The following is a 24,519-nucleotide window of genomic DNA, read 5'->3' on the forward strand; positions in this document are numbered from 1 at the left end:
CGCCTTATTTTTGCTGTAAATTCACCTGCCACAGCGCAAAGCCAATCGCATCTGTGCCTTTGGGCTGAAGCGGATATTGCGCATGCTGCTGAATAAAGTTGGTCGCCTTATCACCCGGTGCCGTTTCAAACTGAATATTGAGCGGGGTGGATGCGGTAATCGGTGCCAGACGCCAGTTATTGTCCGCCTTCGGCTGCACTTCACCGTGTGCTTTGGTTTCCGCGCTGATATAAGCCGCAACCGCTGCCCGGTTCTCGTCCGGCGAAGCAAAGGCAATGTACTTATCCCCGGTGCCAGCAAACTTGCCGCCGTAAGCGCGATAGTTATTGGTCGCGACCAGGAAAGTGGCCTGCGGATCGACGGGCTTACCCTGCCAGGTAAGCTGGCGGATACGTGAAGCATCCGGGTGGATCAGTTTACACTCCGCGTCGTAGCGCGCGGGTTGAGTCACATCGATCTGGTAATTTACCCCATCGATCACATCGAAGTTATAGGTGCGGAAATCCCAGTTGATCAGCGACTGCGTTTTGCTGCTGTGTGGATCGATCTGGTTAAACTGGCCCGCAGAACACTCCAGCCACTCTTTGACCTGTGCGCCTGTGACTTTCATCACCACCAGCGTATTGGGATAGAGATAAAGGTCGGCGGCGTTACGGAAGGTCAGCGCGCCTTTCTCCACTTCGGTGTAGCTTGATGGGTCGTTTTTACGTCCGCCCGCTTTAAACGGCGCAGCAGCGGAGAGTACCGGCAGTCGGCCCAGATCCGGATCGCCCTGAATAAAGTGCTCCACATAGGCGCGTTGAGCATTATTGACGATCTGCACGGTTGGGTCGTCCTGAACCAGCGACAGATAGCTGTACATCACATCGGCGGACTTGCCGATGGGTTTCGCCACAAACTCCCGTGTCGCGCGGTGATCGTCAGCGAGCACTTTTACCAGCGTCGGATCCTCTGCGGCCAGTGATTTCTTTGCGGCGATGTCATAAATTGGCCGCGCCTGTGCTTTGCCACTGCTTACCTGCCAGTGTCCATCTTCATTGCTCAGCACCAGATCGACCACACCCAGATGATCGCCCCACATGCCTGGCATCACTGCCGGAATCCCGTTCAGCGTGCCGTTAGCGATGTCTGCACCCTTAATGGCGGCGAACTCCTCACTGGGGAAGACTGCATGTGCATGACCAAACAGGATGGCATTGATGCCTTCTACCTGGCTGAGATAGTAAACCGAGTTTTCCGCCATCGTGTGATACGGCTCGCTGCTCAGGCCGGAGTGAGGGATAGCAATAATCAGATCGGCACCCTGCGCACGCATCTCAGGCACGTAGCGGCGTGCCGTTTCGGTGATGTCATCGACCCGTACCTTGCCCTGCAGGTTGGCTTTATCCCACACCATGATCTGCGGCGGCACAAAGCCGATATAGCCAACCTTCAGGGTCTGTGTTTTCCCCTCACGATCAACCACCGTGGTGGATTTGATGATATATGGGGTAAACAGCGGCTTGCCGCTCTTCACATCAATCACGTTGGCGTTCACATAAGGAAAGCGGGCGCCTGCCAGCGCTTTTTTCAGGTAGGGCAAGCCATAATTGAATTCATGATTACCGAGGTTACCGACGCTGTAATCCAGGGTGTTGAGCGCCTTATAGACCGGATGAATCTCGCCATCACGTAACCCTTTGGCCGCCATATAGTCACCCAGCGGGCTGCCCTGGATGATGTCACCATTATCGACCAGCAGACTGTTCTTCACCTCCTGGCGCGCAGTGTGAATCAGCGTGGCGGTTCGCACCAGCCCAAACTTCGCGGTTGGCGTGTCTTTGTAATAGTCGAAATCCATCATATTGCTGTGCAGATCGGTGGTTTCAAGTATCCGCAAATCCACCGTTGCGGCCTGGGTGGCGACGGAAACGCTCAGGGCCAGTAACATCATTCCGGGCTTAAACATGCTTGCTCCTGCTGCAAATTAAATTAAGGCTCTCAAAATAATGTAAAAGCATGACAGATAGTCATTTTAAATCGTGATGGATATAACGTTTTGGTGCATCAGCCAGCGGCGGATTCTTATACGACGGAGGCGCATCGGCGCAGGCGTAGCGATAAGCGTGTAACTATGGTATTGATATATCTATAAATTGATGGGTCAGCCTGCCTGTGCATGAGCACCGCAGGCTGAACTGCTAAAATGTCACTAGCTGGGGTGAACCTATCCCGCAGCAGACAGACACAACGAGGTGAAAAATGTTAGAGCAAATCTGCCAACTGGCACGCGAAGCGGGCGACGCGATTATGCAGGTCTATAACGATGCCGCGCCGCTTGACGTTTCTCACAAATCGGACGATTCACCGGTGACCGCCGCAGATATCGCGGCGCACCACGTTATCATGCAGGGCCTGAAGCAGTTATCGCCTGAAATCCCGGTGCTGTCAGAAGAAGATCCCCCTGCCTGGGAGGTGCGTCAGCACTGGCAGCGTTACTGGCTGGTCGATCCGCTGGATGGCACCAAAGAGTTCATCAAGCGTAACGGCGAATTTACCGTCAATATTGCGCTGATCGAAGCGGGCAAGCCAGTGATGGGCGTGGTTTACGCGCCGGTGCTGGGCGTAATGTACTCCGCAGCAGATGGCAAAGCGTGGAAAGAGGAGGGCGGTCAGCGTGAGCAGATTCATGCCCGTGACGCGCGTCCTCCGCTGGTGGTGGTAAGCCGCTCACATGGCGATGACGCCGAGATGAAAGAGTACCTGAAACAGCTGGGTGAACATCAGACCGTCGCCACCGGCTCTTCTCTGAAATTCTGCCTGGTGGCGGAAGGGAAAGCCCAGCTCTATCCCCGTTTCGGGCCAACCAACATCTGGGATACCGGCGCGGGTCATGCCGTGGCGATGGCCGCTGGCGCCCATGTTCATGACTGGCAGGGTAAAACCCTGGACTACGCGCCGCGCGAATCCTTTCTTAATCCTGGCTTCCGCGTCTCACTGTTTTAATGCTGTCTGAATTTGCAGGCTTATGAAATGCCGACGGTCGCTCTGTGACCGCCGGGATTTCAGCGATTACTCTTTCAGCAGTGAGGCCAGCAGCGCCATCACTTTTGTCACTTCATCCTGCGTCAGCGATCCATCCTTCACAAATCTCACCTTGCCCTGTTTATCCAGTACCACAATGGCGGAACCGCCCGACTGTAACTGCCAGGCATGCTGCACATTGCCCTTGCTGTCGATGACAAACTGCGACCAGGGATATTGCTGCTTGTTGGTCTCAACGCTGCTGCGCACAAACATGCCGGTGCCGGGAATGGCGTCATCGGTATTTACGATAGTGGTGGTCTGATAGCGCTCGTGCGGCAACTTCGCGGCCTTGATCGCCTCTATCAGTGCCGCATTCATCTCTTTAGCGGAGGAGCGGCCAGCAATATGCTGGACCACGCGAACTTTTCCACTAAGCTGCGCGCTATTCCAGTTTTTGTAGCTAAACTTCTTCTGCTGTAATAACAGTTCGCCCTTATCGTTGACGCCAATGGCGGGGACTCGTGATCCCAGCCTGAGGTCATGGGCCATCACGCTTGCTGGTATCAGCAAAGACAGCGCCACCGCGGTCAGAATGTTTCGCATTGCTATTTCCTTGAGTGATCGGACCAGTTAGTCATTTTACTGCAATAGTAAGCAGGGATGATGCGCCTGTCATGGAAAGGTGTCAGGTTTGTTATGGACACCACAATTCCTTAACCAATGAAGGTTTATACTGTCTTGTATGACGCTGATAACAGAGTGTTCTGTAATGATGTGTCAATTCAGTAAAAAAATTCACTTTTCGGAACACCAGTCGATTTTAGTGTTCTATAGTTATCGCGAATTCGCGCTTCATGGGCTGGAACCAAATTTGGAAACGGCGAAGCGTGCTTTAAAAATGTACAGGAGTTAGTCAGTATGAAGATCTTCCAGCGCTATAATCCGCTACAAATAGCGAAATATGTAAAAACGCTGTTCAAAGGAAGGTTGTATATCAAGGACGTTGGCGCGTTCGAGTTCGATAAAGGGAAAGTCTTAATCCCGCGCGTTAAAGACAAACAGCATCTGAGCGTGATGTCAGAAATTAACCGCCAGGTCGTTCGTCTCAAGCTTGAGTTCAACTAATATCAAGGGCGCCGATGGCGCCCTTAGTGTCTGGCCCGTCAGACTATTTTATTTGACAGTCTGAACCTGGCCCTGAGTCATTCTACTCTTCTTCGCTTTTCGTCATGCTCAGTACCGGCGGTCGTTCGTCGATGCGGGTCACCAGCAGCTGGTCGATGCGATAGCTATCAATATCCACCACCTCGAACTTGTAGCCAGCAAACTTCACAAAATCAGTACGCTTCGGAATCTTACGCAGCATATACATCATAAAGCCGCCGATGGTTTCGTAGTTGCCTGACTGCGGGAAATCATCAATGTCCAGCACGCGCATTACGTCATCAATGGGTGTGCCGCCCTCAACCAGCCATGAATTTTCATCGCGCGCCACAATCTGCTCTTCCATGCCCTGTCCCACCAGGTCACCCATCAGCGTGGTCATCACGTCATTCAGGGTAATGATGCCCACGACCAGCGCATACTCGTTCATGATCACCGCAAAATCTTCGCCAGCGGTTTTAAAACTTTCCAGCGCTTCGGAGAGGGTCAGCGTGTCCGGCACAATCAGCGCAGAGCGAATCTGCAGGCCGCTGTTCAGCGCCATACTCTGATTGCCCAGCACACGCAGCAGCAGCTCTTTAGAGTCGACATAACCGACGATATGATCGATATCACCGCTGCAGACCAGAAATTTAGAATGCGGATGCTCAGCGATTTTGGTCTTGAGGCTGGTTTCATCTTCATGCAGATCAAACCAGACGATATTCTCACGCGAGGTCATGGAAGAGGGAACGGTACGTGATTCCAGCTCAAACACGTTTTCAATCAGTTCATGCTCCTGCTTACGCAGCACGCCCGCCAGGGCACCCGCTTCAACGACGGCATAGATGTCGTCAGAGGTGATGTCATCTTTGCGCACCATCGGCAGTTTGAATATACGGAAGAAGACGTTGGCCAGGCCGTTAAACAGAAACACCAGCGGACGCATCACCAGCAGGCAGAAACGCATTGGGTTGATGATGCGCAGCGCGATGGTTTCCGGGGCGACCATGCCGACCCGTTTCGGCGTTAAGTCGGCGAACAGGATAAAGAGGCTGGTGACGATGGTGAAAGAGCAGATAAAGCTGAGCTGCTCTGCCAGTTCTGGCGAGACAAAGCGGTTAAACAGGCCGCTGAAAACCGGTGAAAAGGCGGCGTCGCCGACAATACCGCCCAGGATGGCGACGGCGTTAAGGCCAATCTGCACCACGGTGAAGAACATGCCCGGCGTTTCCTGCATTTTAAGCACACGCTGCGCATTAACATTGCCTTCATCGGCCAGCAGTTTGAGTTTGATCTTACGGGCGGCCGCCAGCGATATCTCTGACAGAGAAAAAAAGGCACTGATTACGATCAGCAACAGAATGACAAGTAAGCTATCTAACATATGAGATCCAAAGGGTTATCCACTTGTCATTTTTGGCCTGGGCAGCGTGGGTAAGCGCAAACAGAGTTGGTTTATCCGTGAAACACAGCTATCCGTGCCAAAAATGTCTGCGCCTGTTCGACAGGAAAAAAGATGTCGGGGCAGAAATGAAAACAGGCGGAATGCCTGTGGTGGCAGATTATAGCAGGAGCGCTCATTGTGCCGCCAGAGGGCAAACCGCCGCATCGGACAGCATTAGCGTCCAGAGCAGCCGGTTATCGGCTCGGATTTATCTGGCTGAGTCATCTGAAATTGATCATTCCACTCCTCAGGAGTTGTATCGCGATCCTCATTTACCGACAATACCCTGTTATTTGACTTAGATGTCAGCGTTGCGCCGCCGTTTACCATAAAGTGCGGCTATGATGAGGGTGTTGCCGTTGCGGTAGTGCGGGCAAAGATGATTAATAAGTGCCCCGCGGAAAAGGGGCCGGCATGATTAACAGGAGTACAGGTGCCACGATTTTATGTTTATTGCATGGCTGGCCTGCTGCTTGCCGCGCCCGCCCTTGAGGCGGCGACAGTGCGATTACAGGTAGACGGCTTAACCGGGGATCTTCAGAGAAATGTCAGGGCGCGCCTGTCGACCATCGGCAGCGATGAGGTCTCTAACGATGGCCGTTTTCGCGCGCGTGTTTCTGTTGCGATAAAAGAGGGGCTACGTGCACTCGGTTATTATGAGCCCACCATCGATTTTGAATCCCGCCCCGCGCCTGCGCAGGGCGGACGCCCGGTATTAGTGGCCCATGTCACCCCTGGCGAGCCTGTCAAAATCGGCGGCAGCACCATCGTCGTTGAAGGCGATGCGCGCAATGATCCCGATTACAAAGCCTGGGTGAAGCAGGGACGGCCCAAAGTGGGCGCGCAGCTTAACCACGGGCAATATGACAAATTCAAAAGCGGTTTCTCAAATCTTGCGCTGCGTAACGGCTACTTCGACGGTACGTTTAAAAAAAGCCAGCTCGGCGTCTCGGTAGAGCGGCGTGAAGCCTTCTGGGATATTGATTACGACAGCGGCGAGCGCTATCGCTTTGGCGACGTCACGTTCCAGGGGGCGCAGATTCGCGAAGAGTACCTGCAGAATCTGGTGCCGTTCAAAGAGGGGGATTACTACAGTTCCCGCGATTTAGCCGAACTGAATCGCCGCCTTTCCGCCACCGGCTGGTTTAATTCGGTGGTGGTCGCGCCGGAATTCAGCAAGGGACGCCAGACCAAAGTCCTGCCGCTGAATGCCGTGATGTCGCCCCGCACCGAAAACACTATTGAAACCGGTGTCGGCTACTCTACAGATGTCGGTCCGCGCCTGAAAGGCACCTGGAAAAAACCGTGGATCAACGACAGCGGCCACAGCCTGGCGGCCAGCGCCTACGTTTCTGCGCCGGAACAGCAGGTCGATCTCAGCTACAAAGTGCCGCTGCTGAAAAGCCCGCTGGAGCAGTATTACACCTTCTCTGGCGGTCTGAAGCGCACCGACCTCAACGACACGAAAGCCGATACCACGACGCTGGCGATGTCGCGCAACTGGGACAGCAGCAGCGGCTGGCAGAAGGCCGTTAACCTGCGCTGGAGCCTGGACCACTTTACGCAGGGCAGCGTGACCAACACCACGATGCTGCTCTATCCCGGCGTCAGCGTAAACCGCACCCGTTCGCGTGGCGGTCTGATGCCGACCTGGGGCGATTCACAGCGCTACTCGGTGGACGTCTCTGATACGACCTGGGGTTCGGACGTTGACTTTCTGATCCTGCAGGCGCAAAACGTCTGGATCCGCACGCTGGGCGACAGCCATCGCTTTGTGGCGCGCGGCAATCTTGGCTGGATCGAAACCAACGACTTTGACAAAGTGCCGCCGGATCTGCGCTTCTTTGCCGGGGGTGACCGCAGTATTCGTGGCTACAAATACAAAAACATTTCCCCGCGTGATGACGACGGCAAACTCACCGGTGCATCCAAACTCGCCACCGGATCGTTGGAATATCAGTACAACGTCACCGGGAAATGGTGGGGCGCGGTGTTTGTCGACTCGGGCGAAGCGGTTAACGACATCAAGCAAAGTAACGTCAAAACCGGTGCGGGCGTCGGCGTACGATGGTCTTCACCGGTTGGCCCCATCAAATTTGATATCGCCAGACCTATCGGGGATGACGAGGCACATGGATTACAATTTTACGTAGGGCTGGGGCCAGAACTATGAAGCTGTGGAAAAAGGTCCTGATCGGTATTCTGATCTTTCTGGTACTGCTGTTGGGCGGCGCGGCATTTTTAATCGGTACCACGCCAGGGCTGCATTTAGTGCTGAAAGGGGCATCGCGCTGGGTGCCCGGCCTGTCAATCAAACAGGTCGATGGCGGCTGGCGTAACCTGACGCTCAACGGTCTGCGCTATGAAATGCCAGGCGTCAGCGTGGATGCCGGGCAGATTCATCTGGCGGTGGATCTCAACTGCCTGCTGCACTCCTCCGTGTGCGTTAACGACGTCTCCCTGCACGATATCAGCGTGGTCGTTGACAGCAAGAAGATGACACCTGCTGCACCTGCGCCGGAAGAGGAGAGTGGCAGCACTAACCTCAGCACGCCATACCCGATTACGCTGCGTCATCTTGGCCTGCACAACATCAATGTCAAAGTGGATGACACGGCGATCTCGCTGCTCGACTTCACTACCGGCCTGCAATGGCAGGATCGCGCGCTGACGCTGAATCCGACCCATATTCAAAGCCTGCTGATTGCGCTGCCGAAAGCGGCGAAAGTGGTCAATGACGAGGTAGTAGAACCGAAAGTCCAGGAGCCCCATCCTGCCGAGAAACCGCTGGGTGAAACGCTGCAGGCGATGTTTGCCCAACCGCTGCTGCCTGCGCTGCCCGATTTCCGTCTGCCGCTGGATATTGAGGTTCAGCAGATTCTGGGCGAACAGCTGCGCATTACCGGCGATACCGATATCTCCGTCAGCCGGTTGCTGCTGAAAGCTAAAACCGCCGATCGTCAGATGCAACTCAGCACGCTGGAGGTGGACTCGAACCTCGGCAACCTGAAGGGTAGTGGTCAGGCGACGCTGGCGGATAACTGGCCGGTCGATTTCTCCCTTAACGGTACAGTTAACACCGATCCGATTAAAGGCGAAAAGCTGGCGCTGAAACTGAATGGCGCGATGCGCGACGAGCTGAAGATGGGGCTGAACCTCTCCGGTCCGGTGAATGCGCAGCTGGACGCCACGACCCAGCTGGCGGTGGCGGGACTGCCGCTGTCACTGAAGCTGACCAGCCCGCAGCTTCGCTGGCCGTTAACCGGCCCGGTACAGTACCAGGCGGATAACCTGGACTATCAGTTCAAAGGCAAAGCCACTGACTATGTGATGTCACTGCAAACCGCCGTGAAGGGCGAGTCCGTACCACCAGCCACTATCTCGCTGACGGGTAAAGGCAATGTTGAGCAGTTCAGCCTGGATCGCCTGCGCGTGGCTGCATTGCAGGGCAACATCGATCTCACCGCGCTGGTGGACTGGAGCAAGGCGATCAGCTGGCGCAGTGAGCTGACGCTGGCCGGGATCAACACCGCGAAACAGTATCCTGACTGGCCGGCGCGGCTGGATGGAAAAATTACCACCCGCGGCAGCCTTTATGGCGGCAACTGGCAGTTGAGTGTGCCGCAGCTTCAGCTGAAAGGAAACGTGAAGCAGAACGCCGTGACCGCTGACGGCTCACTGACCGGTAACAGCTACAACCAGTGGACAGTGCCGGGCATTAAGCTGGCGCTGGGACGCAACCATCTGGATGTCAAAGGGGCGTTGGGTGACAGTCTGGATCTCGATGCCAGCATCGACGCACCGCAGCTCGATAATGCACTGCCCGGTCTGGGCGGTGTCGTCAACGGCACCCTCAAAGCGCGCGGCACCCTGAAGGCGCCGCAGCTGCTGGCCGATCTCAACGGTCGTGGTCTGCGCTGGCAGCAGATGCAAATTAATCGCGTTACGCTGAATGGCGATGTGCGTTCCGGCGAACAGGTGGCGGGTAAACTGCAACTGCGCGTCGAGCAACTGAAGCAGGATGCGCTGAACATCAGCCTGCTGACGCTGAATGCGGATGGCAACGAGCGTCAGCATCAGCTGAAGCTGAATGTGCAGGGCAAACCGGTCTCTGGCCAGCTGGCGCTCAATGGCAGCTTTGATCGCCAGACCGAACGCTGGAGAGGCTCGCTGAACGATACCCGCTTTGATACGCCTGTCGGCGAGTGGCGTCTGACCCGCGCGATGGCCATCGACTATCTCAACAGCCGCCAGACGGCGACCATTGGGCCGCACTGCTGGCAGAACCCGAATGCACAGATTTGTGTACCAGAGCCGGTAGAAGCCGGGCCGGAAGGCAAGGCGCATGTCGTGCTGAATCGCTTTGACCTGGCGATGGTGAAGCCGTTTATGCCGGATGCGACCCAACTCAGCGGCCTGTTCAGCGGTGATGTGCGCGTCAACTGGACGGCCGACGGCGCGCTGCCGACCGGAACCGTGGCGCTGAAAGGCAATGGCGTGAAAGTGGTGCAGGATGTGCAGGGCAATAACCTGCCCATCGCCTTTGATACGCTGAACCTCAATGCCGCGCTGCGTAATGGACGCGCCCAGCTCGACTGGCTGATCCGCATCGCTAAAAACGGGCAGTTGGATGGCAGTGTGCAGATCGACGATCCGCAAAACCGGCGCACGCTGGGTGGCAACGTTAACATCCGCAATATCTCGCTGGCGATGCTCAATCCGGCCCTGATGCAGGGTGAGAAAATCAAAGGCAGCCTGAACAGCAGCCTGCGTCTGGGTGGCAGCATCCAGCAGCCACAGGTGTTTGGTCAGCTTGGTCTGACGGGTGTCGATGTGGATGGCAACTTTATGCCGGTCGATCTCACTGCCGCTAACCTGAATCTGGTGTTCAACGGAATGAGTTCGACCCTGAACGGGCTGGTGCAGACCGGGCAGGGCAACATCAACCTTAGCGGTAACGCGGACTGGAGTCAGCTTGATAACTGGCGTGCGCGCATTGCGGCGCAGGGCAGCCGGGTTCGCGTGACCGTGCCGCCGATGGTGCGTATGGACGTCTCGCCGGATCTGGTATTTGAAGCGACGCCAGCCGCCTTTAACCTTGATGGCCGGGTCGACATTCCGTGGGCGCGCATCACGGTGCAGGAAGTGCCGGAAAGCGCCACTGGCGTCTCGTCGGATGAAGTGATGCTGGATAAACAGCTGAAGCCAATCGCACCGCAAACCGCCGCGATTCCGATTAACAGTAATCTGGTGATCCATGTCGGTAACGATGTGCGGCTCTCAGCATTTGGCCTGAAAGCGAAACTGAATGGCGATCTGAAAATGGTGCAGGATCGGTCAGGACTGGGCTTAAACGGTCAGATCAATATCCCATCAGGTCGCTTCCACGCCTACGGTCAGGATCTGATTGTGCGTAAAGGCGAACTGCAGTTTGCTGGCCCGCCGGACCAGCCTTACATCAACCTGGAAGCCATCCGTAACCCGGATGCGACTGAAGATGGCGTCACTGCCGGTCTGCGCGTCACCGGCCTTGCCGATGAGCCGAAAGCAGAGGTCTTCTCCGATCCGGCGATGTCGCAACAGGAAGCGCTTTCCTACCTGCTGCGCGGTCAGGGACTGGGCAGTGACGGCGACAGTAACGCCCTGACTTCGGCTCTTGTTGGCTTAGGGGTTGCACAAAGTGGGCAGGTTGTGGGTAAAATCGGGGAGACATTCGGTGTCAGTAATCTGGCCGTTGATACTGCGGGTGTTGGCGACAGCCAGCAGGTGCAGGTCAGTGGCTATGTACTACCGGGTCTGCAGGTAAAATACGGTGTTGGCATATTTGATTCACTGGCGACGTTAACCTTGCGTTACCGCCTGATGCCTAAACTCTATCTGGAAGCCGTGTCCGGTGTGGATCAGGCTCTCGATTTGCTCTATCAGTTTGAGTTTTAGCAATGCGAATAATTGTCTACGGCAGTTTACGGCGCAAACAGGGAAACAGTCACTGGATGACGAATGCGCAGTGGCTGGGTGATCACCAGATTGAAGGCTTTGAGCTTTACAGTCTGGGGCATTATCCCGGCGTCATAGAGGGCAATGGAGCGGTACAATGTGAAGTGTACCGCATTGATGCCTCAACCCTTGCGGAGCTGGATGCGCTTCGCACCAAAGGGGGAGAGTACAAACGTTATCTGACTCAGACGCCGTTTGGCAGTGCATGGCTTTATGTCTATCAACGCTCAGTGGCAGGACGCCAGCGCATTATGAGTGGTGACTGGCTGAAGCGCGATGAGGAGCCAGAGGCCTGAACAAAAACACCGTCCAGTTGGACGGTGTTTTTTTTTCGACTCACAAACCGGCAGCAGGATTACTTCTTCTGTGCGCGCTCGTAAGAGGCGATGATTTCGGCTTTAGCGGCTTCGGCGTTATCCCAGCCATCCACTTTCACCCATTTGCCTTTTTCCAGATCTTTGTAGTGCTCAAAGAAATGGGTGATCTGTGCACGCAGCAGTTCTGGCAGGTCGTTCACATCTTTGATGTGATCGTACTCTTTAGAGAGCTTGGTGTGCGGAACGGCAACCAGTTTGGCATCTTCGCCAGACTCGTCGGTCATTTTCAGCACGCCAACCGGACGGCAGCGAATCACTGAGCCTGGGACCAGTGGATACGGGGTCGGAACCAGTACGTCAACCGGATCACCATCCAGAGAAAGGGTGTGGTTGATGTAGCCGTAGTTGCACGGATAGAACATGGCGGTAGACATGAAACGGTCTACAAACAGGGCACCAGACTCTTTATCAACTTCATATTTGATCGGATCAGCATTCGCTGGGATCTCAATGACAACGTAGATATCTTCTGGCAGGTCTTTACCTGCTGGCACCTGGTTCAAACTCATCTGGCATTCCTTCAGTAGTCGTATGTTGAGTGTCGGCTATTATAGCCAACTGACTCTGAAAGTATGCCCTCTTTTTGGCGTTTCGGAATGCGCCCAAACGCTACTTCGCCGCCACAAACAGCGAAACAATGCCTGCGGCAATCAGTGGCCCTACCGGCACGCCACGGAAGAACGCTACGCCAATCACCGTACCAATCAGCAGTCCCCCGATGACCGACGGCTGCACGCTCATAAAGTTCACGCCACGACCGCCCAGCCAGGCGACAAAAATCCCCACCACAATCGCCACAATCGACTTCCAGTTGGCAAACGATTTGAGCAGCGCGGAGGCGGGCAGTGAGCCGCTGGCCAGCGGGGCCATCACCGCCACGGTAAGAATAATGATGCCTAAAGTAATGCCCTGTTTTTCCACATAGGGAAAGAACTGCGCCAGTGGGGTAATTTTAATCGCCAGCAGCACCAGAATCGAAATCGTGACCGCGTTGTTGTGAACGAAATAGCTCAGTACGGCAAGGGCAATCAGAATCAATGTCGAGGCGTAAGCAGCCATGGTTTCTCCCTGAAGGTGAATGAGCGCGCTGACTTCAGCCAGCGCAAAAGCCGGTTATCGATCAGCAGTCATCGGGGTTAGCACAGCTGCCTTTACCAAGTGACTGCAACATCAGTGTCTGATTGCGCACCAGGCTCAGGCTCTGAGCGCTCAGCGCCACGCTGCCCAGCGAGCCTTGTGTAGTGAGCTGGCTGCGGCTCGCCTCAAGCCAGCTGTCGCGGTAGCTCAGCCAGGCACGCTGCGCGGCACGCAGTTTGTTTTTAGGTTCACCGGAGAGGGTTTTCATCAGTGTGTTGTACTGCTTATTCATCTCCTGATCCCAGGCCCGATTGGCCGCAGCGTAGCACTGGTTCATGGCAAGGGTAGTCGAGGCGTCATTGAGGCAGCGGTCGGGCGAGGCGTCTGTCGGCAGATCCTCTGCCAGCGCCGCCGTGCTGAGGCACAGCAGCATCAGAAGTAATCCTGGTTTCATTCTTTTCTCCGGATAACGGATAAGCGGCGATTAGCTTGATGGATGTTCCCGTGATGATCAAGTTGTTAACACTAATCAGAGTTAAAGTTTCGCGCCGTTACTGCCGATACTTCATCCGTTTTAGGGCCGCTGGAAAATTCGCCTTTTCTCTTACACGGAAATTATCAGGATGAAACAGATATCACTTCGCACGGGGTTGCTGGCATTGCTGGCATTTATGACACTGCTGCTGTTGGCGGTGAGTTTTATGGGTATCGTGGCAATTAATAAAGGGAATCGCTCGCTGGATGTGATCAACCGTATTCAGGGGATCGAGCTGAACAGTCTTTACCAGAGTAATTCAGATCTGATGCGGGCCCGCGCTAATGCAGCGCTGGCGGTGCGTAAAATTGAAATCGGTATGCTGGAAGAGGGCGCGGCAGTGACAAAGCTGTCGCAGGCGGATGTGGTGTCATCACAGCGAAACCTGAAGCGCTTTGTGGATGCCGGAACGGTGACGGCGCACGGGAAAATGCTGGCGGACGCGATTTCAGCCAGTTACAAAGCCTATCTCGACCAGGGCATCAAACCGATGATGGACGCGCTTGATAAGCAATACACTGACGAATATTACCAGCTGCTGGAAGGCAACCTGGCGACGCTGGCGGCAAGCTACAACAACGCTGTCACAGACTTCAGCCAGTTCGCCGGACAGGTCACCGAGGCCCAGCTCGCACAGGCGGCCTACAATGAAACCAAAATGAAAATTCTGATCGCTGTGGCAGGCGTATTAACACTACTGCTGCTGGTGCTCGCCTGGCAACTGCTGCGCCGGATGCTGCTGCAGCCGCTGAATCTGGCGATTGTCCATCTTGAACAGATCGCGGCTGGCGACCTGTCGCAGGCGCTGCCGCCGTCCAGCAACAACGAGCTGGGCAGGCTTAATCATGCACTGAGCGGGATGCAGCAGTCACTGCGCACCTCGGTGAGTCAGGTGCGTGAAGCGAGTATGCAGATCGACATCGGCAGCCGTGAACTGGCGGCGGGTAACGTCAATCTGTCGCAGCGCACCGAAGAGTCCGCTGCCTCGCTGGAGCAGACGGCGGCCAGCATGGAGCAGCTTACGGCCACGGTCCGTCTTAACGCCAGCAACGCTCAGCAGGCGCATCAGCTGGCTAACGCGGTCTCTGATACCGCCGATCGCGGCGCTGAAGTGGTCTGCTACGTGATGGAAAAAATGCATGAGATTACCGATAGCGCCAATCGTATCGGCGACATTCTCAGCGTGATTGACGGCATCGCCTTCCAGACCAACATTCTGGCGCTTAACGCCGCCGTCGAAGCGGCGCGAGCCGGCGAACAGGGGCGTGGCTTTGCGGTGGTGGCGAATGAGGTGCGTACGCTGGCGCAGCGCAGTGCTAACGCGGCCAAAGAGATCCGCACGCTAATCAGTGATTCACAGTCGCGGGTCAAAGAGGGGACGGAGATGGCGACGCGCGCCGGGGAAACCATGGATGAAATTTCTGGTGAAGTGATGCGCGTAACGGCACTGATGAAAGAGATCTCGATGGCCTCCGACGAGCAGAGCCGTGGCATTGAGCAGGTCAATCTGGCGGTCACGCAGATGGATGCAACGGCGCAGCAGAATGCGGCACTGGTAGAGCAGGCCACCGCCGCGACCCAGTCGCTGGAAGCGCAGTCCGGCCAGCTTCAGGCGACGATGGCGCAGTTCAGATTGCAGACGGCGTAAAAGCAAAAAGGGCGCGAAATCGCGCCCTTTTTATATCTCTTATTAAACCACTACCTGATTAACCCTGACGGCAATCCGGGAACTCGGCCAGGAAACGCTCAACGTCGTTCACCATCGCCTCGTTACCGCAGTAGAACGGGCAGCGCTGGTGCAGCGTGACCGGTGGAATATCCAGAATACGCTTCTGACCGTCGCTGGCTTTACCGCCCGCCTGCTCGGCCAGGAAGGCCATCGGATTGCACTCATACAGCAGACGCAGCTTGCCCTGTGGGTGGCTGGCGGTGCTTGGATAGAGGTAGATACCGCCTTTCAGCAGGTTACGATGGAAATCCGCGACCAGCGATCCGATGTAACGTGAGGTATAAGGACGGTGCGTTGGCAGATCCTCTTCCTGACAGAACTTCAGATATTTCTTCACACCCTGCGGGAAACGAATGTAGTTACCTTCGTTAATGGAGTAGGTGTAACCCGTTGGTGGATAGGTCATACGTTCGTGGCTGAGGCAGAATACACCCAGAGACGGATCGTAAGTAAACGCATGCACACCTGCACCGGTGGTATAAACCATCATGGTGGAGGAGCCGTAAACCACGTAACCCGCAGCGACCTGCTTGTTGCCTGGCTGCATGAAGTCCGCTTCAACAACCGGCGTACCCGGTTCGCTGACGCGGCGGTAGATAGAGAAAATGGTGCCGACAGAAACGTTAACGTCGATGTTAGAAGAACCATCCAGTGGATCCATTAACACCACGTACTTACCGTTTTCTTCACCTTCAAAGATCACAAACTCGTCTTCTTCCTCAGAAGCGATACCGGCGACGATGCCGCGTGCTTTCAGTGCTGCCTTCAGTTTCTCGTTGGCAAACAGATCCAGTTTCATCTGCTGCTCACCCTGAATATTCTCGACGCCGCTGGCACCCAGAATATCCACTAAACCGGCTTTGTTGATGTCGCGGTGGATGATTTTGGCACCCAGCTTAATAGCGGAAATCAGCGCTGTCAGTTCACCTGTAGCGTGCGGAAAGTCATGCTGCTTCTCGACGATAAATTCGCCCAACGTTTTCATAACACATTCCCTGAATCTTCGATGGAGTGGCAGCACGCGTAACAGTCTGCCAACGGATGCGTACGCAGTTTAGCCGATTGAACTTCAAAAACCATAGTCCTAATCCGTTTCTTCCGTCTGCGAGCGGCGTTACACTGTGCGCCGAACTTTTGAGTAATGGATCACGTAATGCGCATTCACATCCTCGGGATTTGTGGCACTTTTATGGGTGGTCTGGCGGTGCTGGCTCGTTCACTGGGTCATCAGGTGACCGGGTCAGACGCCAACGTTTACCCACCTATGAGTACTCTGCTTGAACAGCAAGGTATTGAATTAACAGAAGGTTACGACGCCAGTCAGCTTGACCCGGTGCCTGATCTGGTGATTATCGGCAACGCGATGACGCGGGGTAATCCTTGCGTGGAAGCGGTGCTGGAACGCAACATTCCTTACCTCTCTGGCCCGCAGTGGCTGCACGATTTCGTGCTGCGCGATCGCTGGGTGCTGGCGGTCGCGGGAACCCACGGCAAAACCACCACAGCCGGCATGGCAGCGTGGATTCTTGAGGCCTGCGGCCTTGAGCCAGGCTTTATTATTGGTGGTGTGCCCGGAAACTTCGATGTCTCGGCAAAATTAGGAAAAAGCCCATTCTTCGTGATTGAAGCGGATGAGTATGACTGCGCGTTTTTTGATAAGCGTTCCAAGTTTGTCCATTACTCTCCCCGAACCCTGATCCTCAACAACCTTGAATTTGATCACGCCGATATCTTTGACGATCTGCGGGCGATCCAGAAGCAGTTCCACCATCTGGTGCGGATCGTGCCGGGGCAGGGCAAGATCCTGCTGCCGGAACATGATCCTAACCTCAAACAGGTGATGGCGATGGGTTGCTGGAGCGAGCAGGAGAGCATTGGCGAGCACGGGCGCTGGCAGGCGAAGAAGCTGACCAACGATGCGTCTCACTGGGAAATCTGGCTCGACGGCGAGAAAGTCGGGGAAGTGAACTGGGCGCTGGTAGGCGAACACAACATGCATAACGGTCTGATGGCGATTGCTGCCGCGCGGCATGTCGGTGTGAAGCCGGAAGATGCAGGCCAGGCGCTGAACACCTTTATCAATGCACGTCGCCGGCTGGAGCTGCGTGGCGAAGTAAATAACATCAAAGTCTATGATGACTTCGCTCACCATCCGACGGCAATTCTGGCGACGCTGGCTGCCCTGCGCAGCAAAGTGGGCGGCAGAGCACGCATCCTGGCCGTGCTGGAGCCTCGCTCCAATACCATGAAGATGGGCGTCAGCAAAAACGACCTGGCACCGTCGCTGGCGCGTGCTGATGAGGTCTTCCTGTTCCAGCCGCACCATATTCCGTGGCAGGTTTCAGATGTCGCAGAAGCGTGCATTCCGCCTGCACACTGGAGCGCGGATATCGATACCCTGGTAGAAATGGTGGCAAAAGCCGCTCAGCCAGGTGACACGATTCTGGTGATGAGCAACGGTGGGTTTGGCGGCATTCATCAGAAGCTGTTGGACAGGCTGGCCTAAAAACAGGCACCCGTTTCGGGCGTTTCAGACTGATGACAAACCCTAATCAGGTTGAATCTGGCAGCAACGCAGTTGCCCAAGGCGAAGGGAATTCGGTCAGAAGAGGAAAGCGTCCCGCGCTACGGATGACGCGGGCCGGGCGTGTCATCGATGACAGCTTTTGCGTCTTTCCGATCTGACCGCGTTCTCTTTGCAGGCTCGGTCTTACCGCTACAGGGCCGAACTTTATCAACAATCTCCGACGCCCATATCGGGCGTTTTTTTAAACGTAGTATTCCCCATAATATTATCTTCTCAACAAATACCACATATTTTTGAATTTGATCTCCTCACTCTTCCTTCAGTTGCCATATTTTCTCTATTAGTGTCTGAAACAGAAAGGCCACACCTGTCGGTTATTTTTAGCATCGTCTCTGTTGTAGCCGGGAAATAAATAATAACCAGAAGGATTCAGGTTAAAAAATAACAGGTTTTATTTATGTGGCATCTTATATTAATACGGTTTTTAAATATAAGTTAACTTTGGGTTAAATGAGTTCGGATAATTCATTGCCCTGATGACTGAGAATAAGGATGTTTTTTATGGGAAAAAGTACAACACGATCATTGGCTCTGGGCGTTACGCTGTTATGCACTTCCGCAGCAGCACTGGCAACGGCCACGGTGGATTACCGGCACGAATACCGTCTTCGCGACCGCACGCACTATGACAAGCTGGGGCTGAGTACCACGCTGCCGGATAATATGTTTCTTGGCGTCGAAACCAAATTTAAAACCGGTGGCGCCGATCCAAAAGATAAATATTATAACGACACCGTGTTAAATGTGGTGGAAGTCACCTTTCTGAAGTCCTATTACTGGGGTAACTGGACGCTGTCACCTTTTATCCAGCCGGAATTTAACTCCTCGCGCACCGAATGGAAGTTTGGTGTGGCGCCCTGGTATAAAATTAATGACCGCTGGTCTGTTGGCGGATTATATCGCCTTGAACTGACCGATTATGCCCATGACGATCAATGCCGCACCGGGGGGATTGATTATTGCGATACTGACCGGCATCGCACGGCTAACCGTTTTGATCTCTATCTGCGCAATAAAACCGATCGTCTCACCACCACCTATAAGCTGGTATATAAGCACGCGGATGCGAAACTGTTTGCTAATAAGCATGATGACTATGAACAGGAATTACAGTTCGATTATGCGCTTGGCAACGATCGCGTCTGGGTGCCTTACGTCACCTTTGGCGATATCGGACGTTCTGCGACATCGAGCGAACGCCAGTTGCGGCTGCGCACCGGTATTCTCTATATCTATCGGTAAGGGCTGCCGGGAGGCGGGCGAAACTGCCCGCCATGGCATTACTGCGCTTCGGCCAGCTCGCGCAGATACTGGAAAATCTGACGGGCAGACTTCGGCGGCTTGTTGCCCGCTTTCTCTTTCTGCGCGTTACGGATCATGCTGCGTAACTGCTGACGATCGGCATCGGGATAAAGCGCAATGACGTCGCTCATCGCCTCATCGCCTTGCTCAATCAGACGATCGCGCAGCATTTCCAGTTTGTGGAACAGCGCAACCTGCTGGTTGTGGCGATTCTTTAGTTTATCCAGCGCAATGCGGATCGGCTCCACATCAATACTGCGCAGCAGTTTACCGATCAGCTGCAGCTGACGGCGGCGACCCTCTTTCTTGATGCGCTGTGCCAGTTCGATCTCGGTGCGCAGGCGTTCATCCAGCGGGATTTTATCCAGCGAGTTTTTACCCAGATCAACCAGTTCGGCTCCCAGGCGCTTTAGCTCTTCTGCATCGCGTTTAATTTCACTCTTACTGACCCAGATAATCTCTTCATGTTCTTCTTCGTCATTATCTGGCACATCGTCGAGCCACTCATCGGGCTGTCTGGTCATTTCCGGGCTCCCAAAAAAAAGAGGCTAATCCTACCAGTTTATCGGGTGACTGCGAAATTGTTCTCTGACTCTGATAGACTCAAATCATTCACACATAAGATTAGACGGCAGGTCGATGAACGTATCTACTCAGGTTGCAGAACAGCGAAAAGTACTGGAGCAGGCCATTGCGCAGGCACTTGAACTGGCTAAAGCAAGCACTGACAGCGCGGAAGTGGCTGTCAGTAAGACCACCGGCATCGGGGTCAGCACCCGCTATGGCGAAGTGGAAAACGTTGAATTTAACAGCGACGGTGCGCTGGGCATCACCGTTTATCATCAGAATCGTAAAGGCAGTGCCTCATCGACCGACCTCAGCCCGGATGCGATCAAGCGTACCGTGCAGGCGGCGATTGATATTGCCCGCTACACCTCACCCGATCCCTTTGCCGGTCTGGCCGACGCAGAACTGCTGGCCTATGATGCGCCGGATCTGGATCTCTACCATCCGTGGGAAATTGACGCTGATCGTGCCATTGAACTGGCCGCGCAGGCGGAACAGGCGTCACTGCGGGCCGACAAGCGTATTACCAACACCGAAGGCGGTAGTTTCAACAGCCACGTCGGCATCAAAGTCTTTGGCAACAGCCACGGAATGTTGCAGAGCTACTGCTCAAGCCGCCATTCGCTCTCCAGCTGCGTTATCGCTGAGCAGGATGGCAACATGGAGCGCGACTACGCCTATACCATTGGCCGTGCATTTGAAGATTTGAAAAGCCCGGATTGGGTAGGTGCAGAGTGCGCGCGCCGTACGCTCTCCCGTCTGGCCCCGCGTAAACTTCCGACCATGAAAGCCCCGGTGATTTTTGCCGCTGAAGTGGCGACTGGCTTGTTTGGTCATCTGGTTGGTGCGATCAGCGGCAGCAGCGTTTACCGTAAATCGACTTTCCTGCTGGATTCAATGGGTCAGGAGATTCTGCCGGAGTGGCTCACTATCAGTGAACAGCCACACCTGCTGAAAGGGCTCGCCTCTACGCCGTTTGACAGTGAAGGGGTGCGGACTCAGGCGCGCGACATCATCAAAGATGGCGTATTGCAGACCTGGCTGTTGACCAGCTATTCCGCCCGTAAACTGGGTCTGACCAGCACCGGCCATGCTGGTGGTATTCATAACTGGCGCATTGCGGGTCAGGGTCACAGCTTTGACGACCTGCTGAAGCAGATGGGTACCGGGTTAGTGGTGACCGAACTGATGGGCCAGGGCGTCAGCGCCATTACCGGTGACTACTCACGCGGTGCAGCCGGTTTCTGGGTTGAGAATGGCGTAATTCAGTACCCGGTCAGCGAAGTCACTATTGCCGGCAATCTTAAAGAGATGTGGCACAACATGGTGACCATCGGTGACGATATTGAAACCCGCAGTAATATCCAGTGCGGTTCGGTGTTACTGCCTGAGATGAAGATAGCGGGACAATAAAGATGAATTCCTGAAGCAGCCTGTTGGCTGCTTTTTTTTCATCACAATAAAAAGGAAGTAATGATGCGTAAGCATGTGATTGCAATGTTGTCGGCTTCTCTGTTGTTCTCCAGCGTCAGTCTCTATGCGGCAGATCTGGAGCAGGATATGGACACGCTGAATGCGAACCTGAAAATCGTTAAGAAAACGGACAGTGCGCAGGAGATGCAGCAGGCGTTAACCAAAATGCGTGCCGCGGCGCAGGATGCCAAAAAGTCGACGCCCGATAAGCTGGAAGGTCAGCCTGCTGACAGTGCGCAGATCAAAGACTATCACGCTGGCCTGGACTCACTCATCGCACAGATTGATGTGGTCAGCACGCTGGCGAAAGCTAACAACGTGGACGGCGCAAAGCGCGAAGCCGCTAAATTTGATGACATCCGTAATACTAACCATAAGAAATTCCGCTAATCCGACCGCCGGTCAGCCCGACCGGCAGTTTTTACCATCACTTCTGCTTATTACCGCGCCGTAAACTACCGTCTGGCAGTCTGGTCGCCGCACAACATTACCGCCTGGCGAAGCTAACGCCATCATTTTGCGCATTTTGAGACGCAGATCGCACTAAGCATGCAGCCTGCGATCTGACGCACAACCTTCACTTCAATTTCCACTTGCTGCTGGAAATGTTGCCTCTCCACAGCCGGGGTGATGACCGCTAATTTATTTCTAACGCGAATTATCCGGTTTAACAGGAGTAGCAAGGTGAGCAATAACGGCGTCCCGGTGTATGAAGCGCCACCGGAGAAAGTGCAGCAGCTGGCTGACAGCGTAATGACGCAGATTGCGGCGATCTATCAGCAGCATGGCATTCAGCCCAATGCGGTCCAGCAGCAGATGCTGCAATCGCATGTCGGAGCCATGGCGTCACGCTCGCTGAGCGGCGAGCCGTTACCGGAAGTGGAAGCGGAGTTGTTTGAGGATATTCCGCCGGAAACGGTCGCGCTGGCGCAGCAGGTTGTCGACCTGTTTGGCAATCTCCCCCGCGAAGAGGCCTGGCTGCTGTCAGTGCATATTGAAGTCGCGCGATCAAACAAATAGAGAGGAACACACCATGGTAACAGTAGTGATTGGCGATCGTTTAGGTAAGGGCCAGAAAGTGGCCGCGGGCATCGAGAAAGCGGGTGGTCGCGCCGTCGTGGTGCCAGGCGTGGCCGCTGACATGAAGCTGGGTGACGTGATGAAGGCAGAGAACGCTGATTTCGGCATCTCGTTCTGCGGCAGCGGTGGCGCGGGTGCTATTACCGCGCAGAACAAATATGGCTACAAAGCAAAACATGGCATGCGTTCTGTCGACGAAGGCGTCACTGCCATCAATGAAGGTGCCACGGTGCTGGGCTTCGGCTTTATGGATAAAGAAGAGTTAGGCGAGCGGCTGGTGCAGGCCTGGAACAAGAAGCACGGCAGCTGATTATGAAAGAACACTACGTTACCCAGGTGACGGTCGAGGGCAAAGGCGACACCAAAGCGAAAGCCTTTGCCGATGCCCTGAGTCGGGTGCAGAACCAGGTCCTGCGCGCGACGCAAAAAATTCTGCTGCGCATTGAACCTCAGGATGTCCGGGTGCTGCGCGCGCAGGAGAGCGTCAGAACCGAGAAGTTTCTCTTCTTCTTTCTGGCGCGCCAGCGGAGGAGCTTCAGCGTCACGCTGGAGATCACCGTCAGCGTCACCGTTTTCGACACCGAACAGGTGACGTTCACGGCGGCATCATAAAACAGAACCTGTTCACATCAGCCCGCCGTTTGTCCGTTCCACTGCTGTTGCGATAGCGCGGCGGTCAGGCCAGGTCAATGCGGCGTCGCGGATAGGGCGGGTAAAAACGACAACAAGGTACAACAACATGTTTTTAATCATTTTGTTTAAGTCGTTGATCATTGGCGGGCTGGTCGGGGTCGGCGTCGGTGCGGGTGCTGCGCGCATGTTCCATGCGCCCACCACCCAGGGCATGGGCGCCTTTCGTACGCTGGGCGAGCTGAATTCGTGCGAGGGCGATCCGGCATCCCACTTCTCCTTTGGTCTTGGCTTCTTTTTCAATGCCTGGGCATCGTCTGTCGCAGCCGGTTCATTCACGCAGGATGTGGATCACCGCATCATTCCAAACTGGGGCGCGGCCGCTTTGATGGTGAAGAACCGTAATGTGGCGGAGACGCTGCACGATCCGAAAAAAATGGCCATCGCCTGCGGCATCATCGGCATGATCGTGGTCGCCTTCCTCAACTCCACTGCCTCTGCTGTGCCGGCTGCACTGCAGGTGACCGCGGTCAAAGTACTGGTGCCCGCCGCTAACCTGCTGGTGAATACCGTCATGCCGGTGATCTTCTGGCTGGCGGCGATTGATGCAGGCAAAAAATCAGGCTTCTGGGCCACCATTTTTGGCGGTCTGGCGCAGCTGATTATGGGCAACGCCGTGCCAGGTCTGGTGCTGGGTATCCTGATCGGTAAAGGCGTGGAAGAGAGCGGCTGGAACCGGGTCACTAAAGTGATGATGACCGCCATCGTGCTGCTGTTTGTGCTCAGCGGTTTCTTCCGTGGTTTCGACATGAAGCTGCTGCAGTCCTTCCAGCTCGGCATTCCCGGCTGGCTCGACATGATCCATAACGCAGTCAGCGGCAAATAAGAGGCGATGCGATGAACGAAAATAAAGGCTTCTGGTACGCCGACTGGTCTTTCCCAATCTTTGTTGGCCTGCTCTCCTCGGGCGTTTTTGCCGGGACCCACATGTATTACCTCTATGGCATCGGCGCGTTTAACGAAGTGGCGTTTGTTTCGATGCTGCGCGCGGGCATGGAGACCGGCGTCTACGGTGCAGTCGCCGCCTTCGGTGCCAGTTTCCTGTTTGCCCGCATCATTGAAGGTTCGCTGGTGGGCATTCTGGATATCGGCGGCGCGATCCAGACCGGCGTCGGGCTGGGTGTTCCGGCACTGCTGCTGGGGGCGGGCATCGTCTTTCCGGTGGCAAACTTCGCGGCTTCGCTGGCGACCGGCCTGGTGATCGGCGTGGCGATTGGCTACCTGATTATTCTGGCGCGTAAATTCACCATCAATCAGAGCGACTCCACCTACGGCGCAGACGTGATGATGGGTGCGGGTAATGCTTCGGGCCGCTTCCTGGGTCCGCTGATCATCCTGTCCGCTATGGCAGCCTCCATTCCGATTGGCCTGGGCTCACTGCTGGGTGCGCTGCTGTTCTACCTCTGGAACAAACCGATTACCGGCGGTGCCATCCTCGGCGCGATGATTCTGGGTGCGCTGTTCCCGATTGCTCTCTGAATCTCACCGGCAGCCCGGCAGCGGGCTGTC

23 protein-coding genes are annotated in these 24,519 nt (G+C 55.1%); 15 read left to right on the forward strand and 8 right to left on the reverse strand.

The window, feature by feature from the left end; all coding sequences use genetic code 11:
* Window positions 1-4 precede the first annotated feature (4 nt).
* Complete coding sequence (locus K6R05_RS02715; RefSeq protein ID WP_222924944.1) at window positions 5-1,948, reverse strand: bifunctional 2',3'-cyclic-nucleotide 2'-phosphodiesterase/3'-nucleotidase; 1,944 nt, start codon at window positions 1,946-1,948, stop codon at window positions 5-7.
* A 293-nt stretch (window positions 1,949-2,241) separates the two neighbouring features.
* Between K6R05_RS02715 and cysQ the strand changes: the two genes are divergently transcribed.
* A complete protein-coding gene (cysQ, locus tag K6R05_RS02720) occupies window positions 2,242-2,985 on the forward strand; it encodes a 3'(2'),5'-bisphosphate nucleotidase CysQ (protein WP_161734855.1) in 744 nt (247 codons plus the stop codon).
* A 66-nt stretch (window positions 2,986-3,051) separates the two neighbouring features.
* Here the strand turns inward: cysQ and K6R05_RS02725 are convergent, their stop codons facing one another.
* Complete coding sequence (locus tag K6R05_RS02725) at window positions 3,052-3,609, reverse strand: YtfJ family protein (protein WP_161734852.1); 558 nt, start codon at window positions 3,607-3,609, stop codon at window positions 3,052-3,054.
* A 315-nt stretch (window positions 3,610-3,924) separates the two neighbouring features.
* Between K6R05_RS02725 and K6R05_RS02730 the strand changes: the two genes are divergently transcribed.
* A complete protein-coding gene (locus K6R05_RS02730; RefSeq protein WP_003855513.1) occupies window positions 3,925-4,131 on the forward strand; it encodes a DUF1107 domain-containing protein in 207 nt (68 codons plus the stop codon).
* Window positions 4,132-4,213: 82 nt separating this feature from the next.
* Here the strand turns inward: K6R05_RS02730 and paeA are convergent, their stop codons facing one another.
* Window positions 4,214-5,536, reverse strand: coding sequence for a polyamine export protein PaeA (gene paeA / locus K6R05_RS02735; protein WP_013359164.1), 1,323 nt, complete (start codon window positions 5,534-5,536; stop codon window positions 4,214-4,216).
* 517 nt (window positions 5,537-6,053) lie between these two features.
* On the opposite strand from paeA, the gene tamA reads away from it, so the two are divergent.
* From tamA to K6R05_RS02750, 3 genes are read left to right on the forward strand one after another with little or no spacing between them, the layout of a single operon-like run.
* The gene (gene tamA, locus K6R05_RS02740) at window positions 6,054-7,769 is read left to right on the forward strand and encodes an autotransporter assembly complex protein TamA (protein WP_222925448.1); all 1,716 of its coding nucleotides are present in this window, start codon (window positions 6,054-6,056) and stop codon (window positions 7,767-7,769) included.
* Window positions 7,766-11,533, forward strand: coding sequence for an autotransporter assembly complex protein TamB (tamB, locus tag K6R05_RS02745; RefSeq protein ID WP_222924945.1), 3,768 nt, complete (start codon window positions 7,766-7,768; stop codon window positions 11,531-11,533). The genes tamA and tamB overlap by 4 nt, the downstream gene beginning before the upstream one ends.
* Window positions 11,534-11,535: 2 nt before the next feature.
* Entirely contained in the window at window positions 11,536-11,889 is a 354-nt protein-coding gene (locus tag K6R05_RS02750; protein ID WP_013359161.1) for a gamma-glutamylcyclotransferase family protein, read from the forward strand.
* A 59-nt stretch (window positions 11,890-11,948) separates the two neighbouring features.
* Here K6R05_RS02750 and ppa read toward each other — a convergent pair whose 3' ends face one another.
* From ppa to K6R05_RS02765, 3 genes are all read right to left on the reverse strand, one after another.
* Window positions 11,949-12,479 carry an inorganic diphosphatase gene (ppa, locus tag K6R05_RS02755; RefSeq protein WP_033734022.1) on the reverse strand — a complete coding sequence of 177 codons (531 nt, stop codon included), beginning with the start codon at window positions 12,477-12,479 and terminating at the stop codon, window positions 11,949-11,951.
* 100 nt (window positions 12,480-12,579) lie between these two features.
* Window positions 12,580-13,029, reverse strand: coding sequence for a DUF441 domain-containing protein (locus K6R05_RS02760; protein WP_013359160.1), 450 nt, complete (start codon window positions 13,027-13,029; stop codon window positions 12,580-12,582).
* A 61-nt stretch (window positions 13,030-13,090) separates the two neighbouring features.
* Window positions 13,091-13,501, reverse strand: a complete 411-nt coding sequence (locus K6R05_RS02765; protein ID WP_222924946.1) for a lysozyme inhibitor LprI family protein — start codon at window positions 13,499-13,501, stop codon at window positions 13,091-13,093.
* A gap of 169 nt (window positions 13,502-13,670) precedes the next feature.
* On the opposite strand from K6R05_RS02765, the gene K6R05_RS02770 reads away from it, so the two are divergent.
* Window positions 13,671-15,230: a methyl-accepting chemotaxis protein gene (locus K6R05_RS02770; RefSeq protein ID WP_161734838.1), complete on the forward strand. Its 1,560-nt coding sequence runs from the start codon at window positions 13,671-13,673 to the stop codon at window positions 15,228-15,230.
* A gap of 58 nt (window positions 15,231-15,288) precedes the next feature.
* Here the strand turns inward: K6R05_RS02770 and fbp are convergent, their stop codons facing one another.
* The gene (gene fbp / locus K6R05_RS02775; RefSeq protein WP_010256459.1) at window positions 15,289-16,296 is read right to left on the reverse strand and encodes a class 1 fructose-bisphosphatase; all 1,008 of its coding nucleotides are present in this window, start codon (window positions 16,294-16,296) and stop codon (window positions 15,289-15,291) included.
* Between the two features lie 168 nt (window positions 16,297-16,464).
* Between fbp and mpl the strand changes: the two genes are divergently transcribed.
* A complete protein-coding gene (gene mpl / locus K6R05_RS02780) occupies window positions 16,465-17,817 on the forward strand; it encodes a UDP-N-acetylmuramate:L-alanyl-gamma-D-glutamyl-meso-diaminopimelate ligase (protein WP_222924947.1) in 1,353 nt (450 codons plus the stop codon).
* Window positions 17,818-18,399: 582 nt separating this feature from the next.
* Window positions 18,400-19,140, forward strand: coding sequence for an oligogalacturonate-specific porin KdgM family protein (locus tag K6R05_RS02785; RefSeq protein ID WP_135907641.1), 741 nt, complete (start codon window positions 18,400-18,402; stop codon window positions 19,138-19,140).
* A gap of 38 nt (window positions 19,141-19,178) precedes the next feature.
* Here the strand turns inward: K6R05_RS02785 and yjgA are convergent, their stop codons facing one another.
* Complete coding sequence (gene yjgA, locus K6R05_RS02790; protein ID WP_222924948.1) at window positions 19,179-19,724, reverse strand: ribosome biogenesis factor YjgA; 546 nt, start codon at window positions 19,722-19,724, stop codon at window positions 19,179-19,181.
* Window positions 19,725-19,839: 115 nt separating this feature from the next.
* Between yjgA and pmbA the strand changes: the two genes are divergently transcribed.
* From pmbA to K6R05_RS02825, 7 genes are all read left to right on the forward strand, one after another.
* Window positions 19,840-21,180 (forward strand): metalloprotease PmbA, encoded by a 1,341-nt coding sequence (gene pmbA, locus K6R05_RS02795; RefSeq protein ID WP_161735387.1) that lies wholly within the window; start codon window positions 19,840-19,842, stop codon window positions 21,178-21,180.
* A 63-nt stretch (window positions 21,181-21,243) separates the two neighbouring features.
* Window positions 21,244-21,630: a cytochrome b562 gene (gene cybC, locus K6R05_RS02800; RefSeq protein WP_161735395.1), complete on the forward strand. Its 387-nt coding sequence runs from the start codon at window positions 21,244-21,246 to the stop codon at window positions 21,628-21,630.
* A gap of 294 nt (window positions 21,631-21,924) precedes the next feature.
* The gene (locus K6R05_RS02805; protein WP_161735385.1) at window positions 21,925-22,260 is read left to right on the forward strand and encodes a glycine dehydrogenase; all 336 of its coding nucleotides are present in this window, start codon (window positions 21,925-21,927) and stop codon (window positions 22,258-22,260) included.
* 13 nt (window positions 22,261-22,273) lie between these two features.
* A complete protein-coding gene (locus K6R05_RS02810) occupies window positions 22,274-22,630 on the forward strand; it encodes an SFCGS family glycine-rich protein (RefSeq protein ID WP_010256477.1) in 357 nt (118 codons plus the stop codon).
* Window positions 22,631-22,632: 2 nt separating this feature from the next.
* Window positions 22,633-22,932 (forward strand): DUF4312 family protein, encoded by a 300-nt coding sequence (locus tag K6R05_RS02815; protein WP_013359149.1) that lies wholly within the window; start codon window positions 22,633-22,635, stop codon window positions 22,930-22,932.
* A gap of 127 nt (window positions 22,933-23,059) precedes the next feature.
* On the forward strand, window positions 23,060-23,836 hold the full coding sequence (locus tag K6R05_RS02820) for a DUF4311 domain-containing protein (RefSeq protein ID WP_161735383.1): 777 nt from the start codon (window positions 23,060-23,062) through the stop codon (window positions 23,834-23,836).
* Window positions 23,837-23,847: 11 nt separating this feature from the next.
* Complete coding sequence (locus K6R05_RS02825) at window positions 23,848-24,489, forward strand: DUF4310 family protein (protein WP_010256482.1); 642 nt, start codon at window positions 23,848-23,850, stop codon at window positions 24,487-24,489.
* The last annotated feature ends 30 nt before the right edge of the window (window positions 24,490-24,519 follow it).

Origin of the sequence: Pantoea alfalfae, assembly GCF_019880205.1 — a bacterium.
Lineage (GTDB): Bacteria > Pseudomonadota > Gammaproteobacteria > Enterobacterales > Enterobacteriaceae > Pantoea > Pantoea alfalfae.

Coding starts and splice junctions, on each gene's coding strand:
- pmbA (WP_161735387.1), top strand. CDS start 19,840: ATGAACGTATCTACTCAGGTTGCAGAACAGCGAAAAGTACTGGAGCAG.
- K6R05_RS02730 (WP_003855513.1), top strand. CDS start 3,925: ATGAAGATCTTCCAGCGCTATAATCCGCTACAAATAGCGAAATATGTA.
- K6R05_RS02810 (WP_010256477.1), top strand. CDS start 22,274: ATGGTAACAGTAGTGATTGGCGATCGTTTAGGTAAGGGCCAGAAAGTG.
- paeA (WP_013359164.1), bottom strand. CDS start 5,536: ATGTTAGATAGCTTACTTGTCATTCTGTTGCTGATCGTAATCAGTGCC.
- cysQ (WP_161734855.1), top strand. CDS start 2,242: ATGTTAGAGCAAATCTGCCAACTGGCACGCGAAGCGGGCGACGCGATT.
- K6R05_RS02785 (WP_135907641.1), top strand. CDS start 18,400: ATGGGAAAAAGTACAACACGATCATTGGCTCTGGGCGTTACGCTGTTA.
- K6R05_RS02750 (WP_013359161.1), top strand. CDS start 11,536: ATGCGAATAATTGTCTACGGCAGTTTACGGCGCAAACAGGGAAACAGT.
- K6R05_RS02820 (WP_161735383.1), top strand. CDS start 23,060: ATGTTTTTAATCATTTTGTTTAAGTCGTTGATCATTGGCGGGCTGGTC.
- K6R05_RS02770 (WP_161734838.1), top strand. CDS start 13,671: ATGAAACAGATATCACTTCGCACGGGGTTGCTGGCATTGCTGGCATTT.
- ppa (WP_033734022.1), bottom strand. CDS start 12,479: ATGAGTTTGAACCAGGTGCCAGCAGGTAAAGACCTGCCAGAAGATATC.
- fbp (WP_010256459.1), bottom strand. CDS start 16,296: ATGAAAACGTTGGGCGAATTTATCGTCGAGAAGCAGCATGACTTTCCG.
- K6R05_RS02815 (WP_013359149.1), top strand. CDS start 22,633: ATGAAAGAACACTACGTTACCCAGGTGACGGTCGAGGGCAAAGGCGAC.
- mpl (WP_222924947.1), top strand. CDS start 16,465: ATGCGCATTCACATCCTCGGGATTTGTGGCACTTTTATGGGTGGTCTG.
- K6R05_RS02725 (WP_161734852.1), bottom strand. CDS start 3,609: ATGCGAAACATTCTGACCGCGGTGGCGCTGTCTTTGCTGATACCAGCA.
- K6R05_RS02825 (WP_010256482.1), top strand. CDS start 23,848: ATGAACGAAAATAAAGGCTTCTGGTACGCCGACTGGTCTTTCCCAATC.
- tamB (WP_222924945.1), top strand. CDS start 7,766: ATGAAGCTGTGGAAAAAGGTCCTGATCGGTATTCTGATCTTTCTGGTA.
- K6R05_RS02765 (WP_222924946.1), bottom strand. CDS start 13,501: ATGAAACCAGGATTACTTCTGATGCTGCTGTGCCTCAGCACGGCGGCG.
- cybC (WP_161735395.1), top strand. CDS start 21,244: ATGCGTAAGCATGTGATTGCAATGTTGTCGGCTTCTCTGTTGTTCTCC.
- K6R05_RS02715 (WP_222924944.1), bottom strand. CDS start 1,948: ATGTTTAAGCCCGGAATGATGTTACTGGCCCTGAGCGTTTCCGTCGCC.
- tamA (WP_222925448.1), top strand. CDS start 6,054: ATGGCTGGCCTGCTGCTTGCCGCGCCCGCCCTTGAGGCGGCGACAGTG.
- yjgA (WP_222924948.1), bottom strand. CDS start 19,724: ATGACCAGACAGCCCGATGAGTGGCTCGACGATGTGCCAGATAATGAC.
- K6R05_RS02760 (WP_013359160.1), bottom strand. CDS start 13,029: ATGGCTGCTTACGCCTCGACATTGATTCTGATTGCCCTTGCCGTACTG.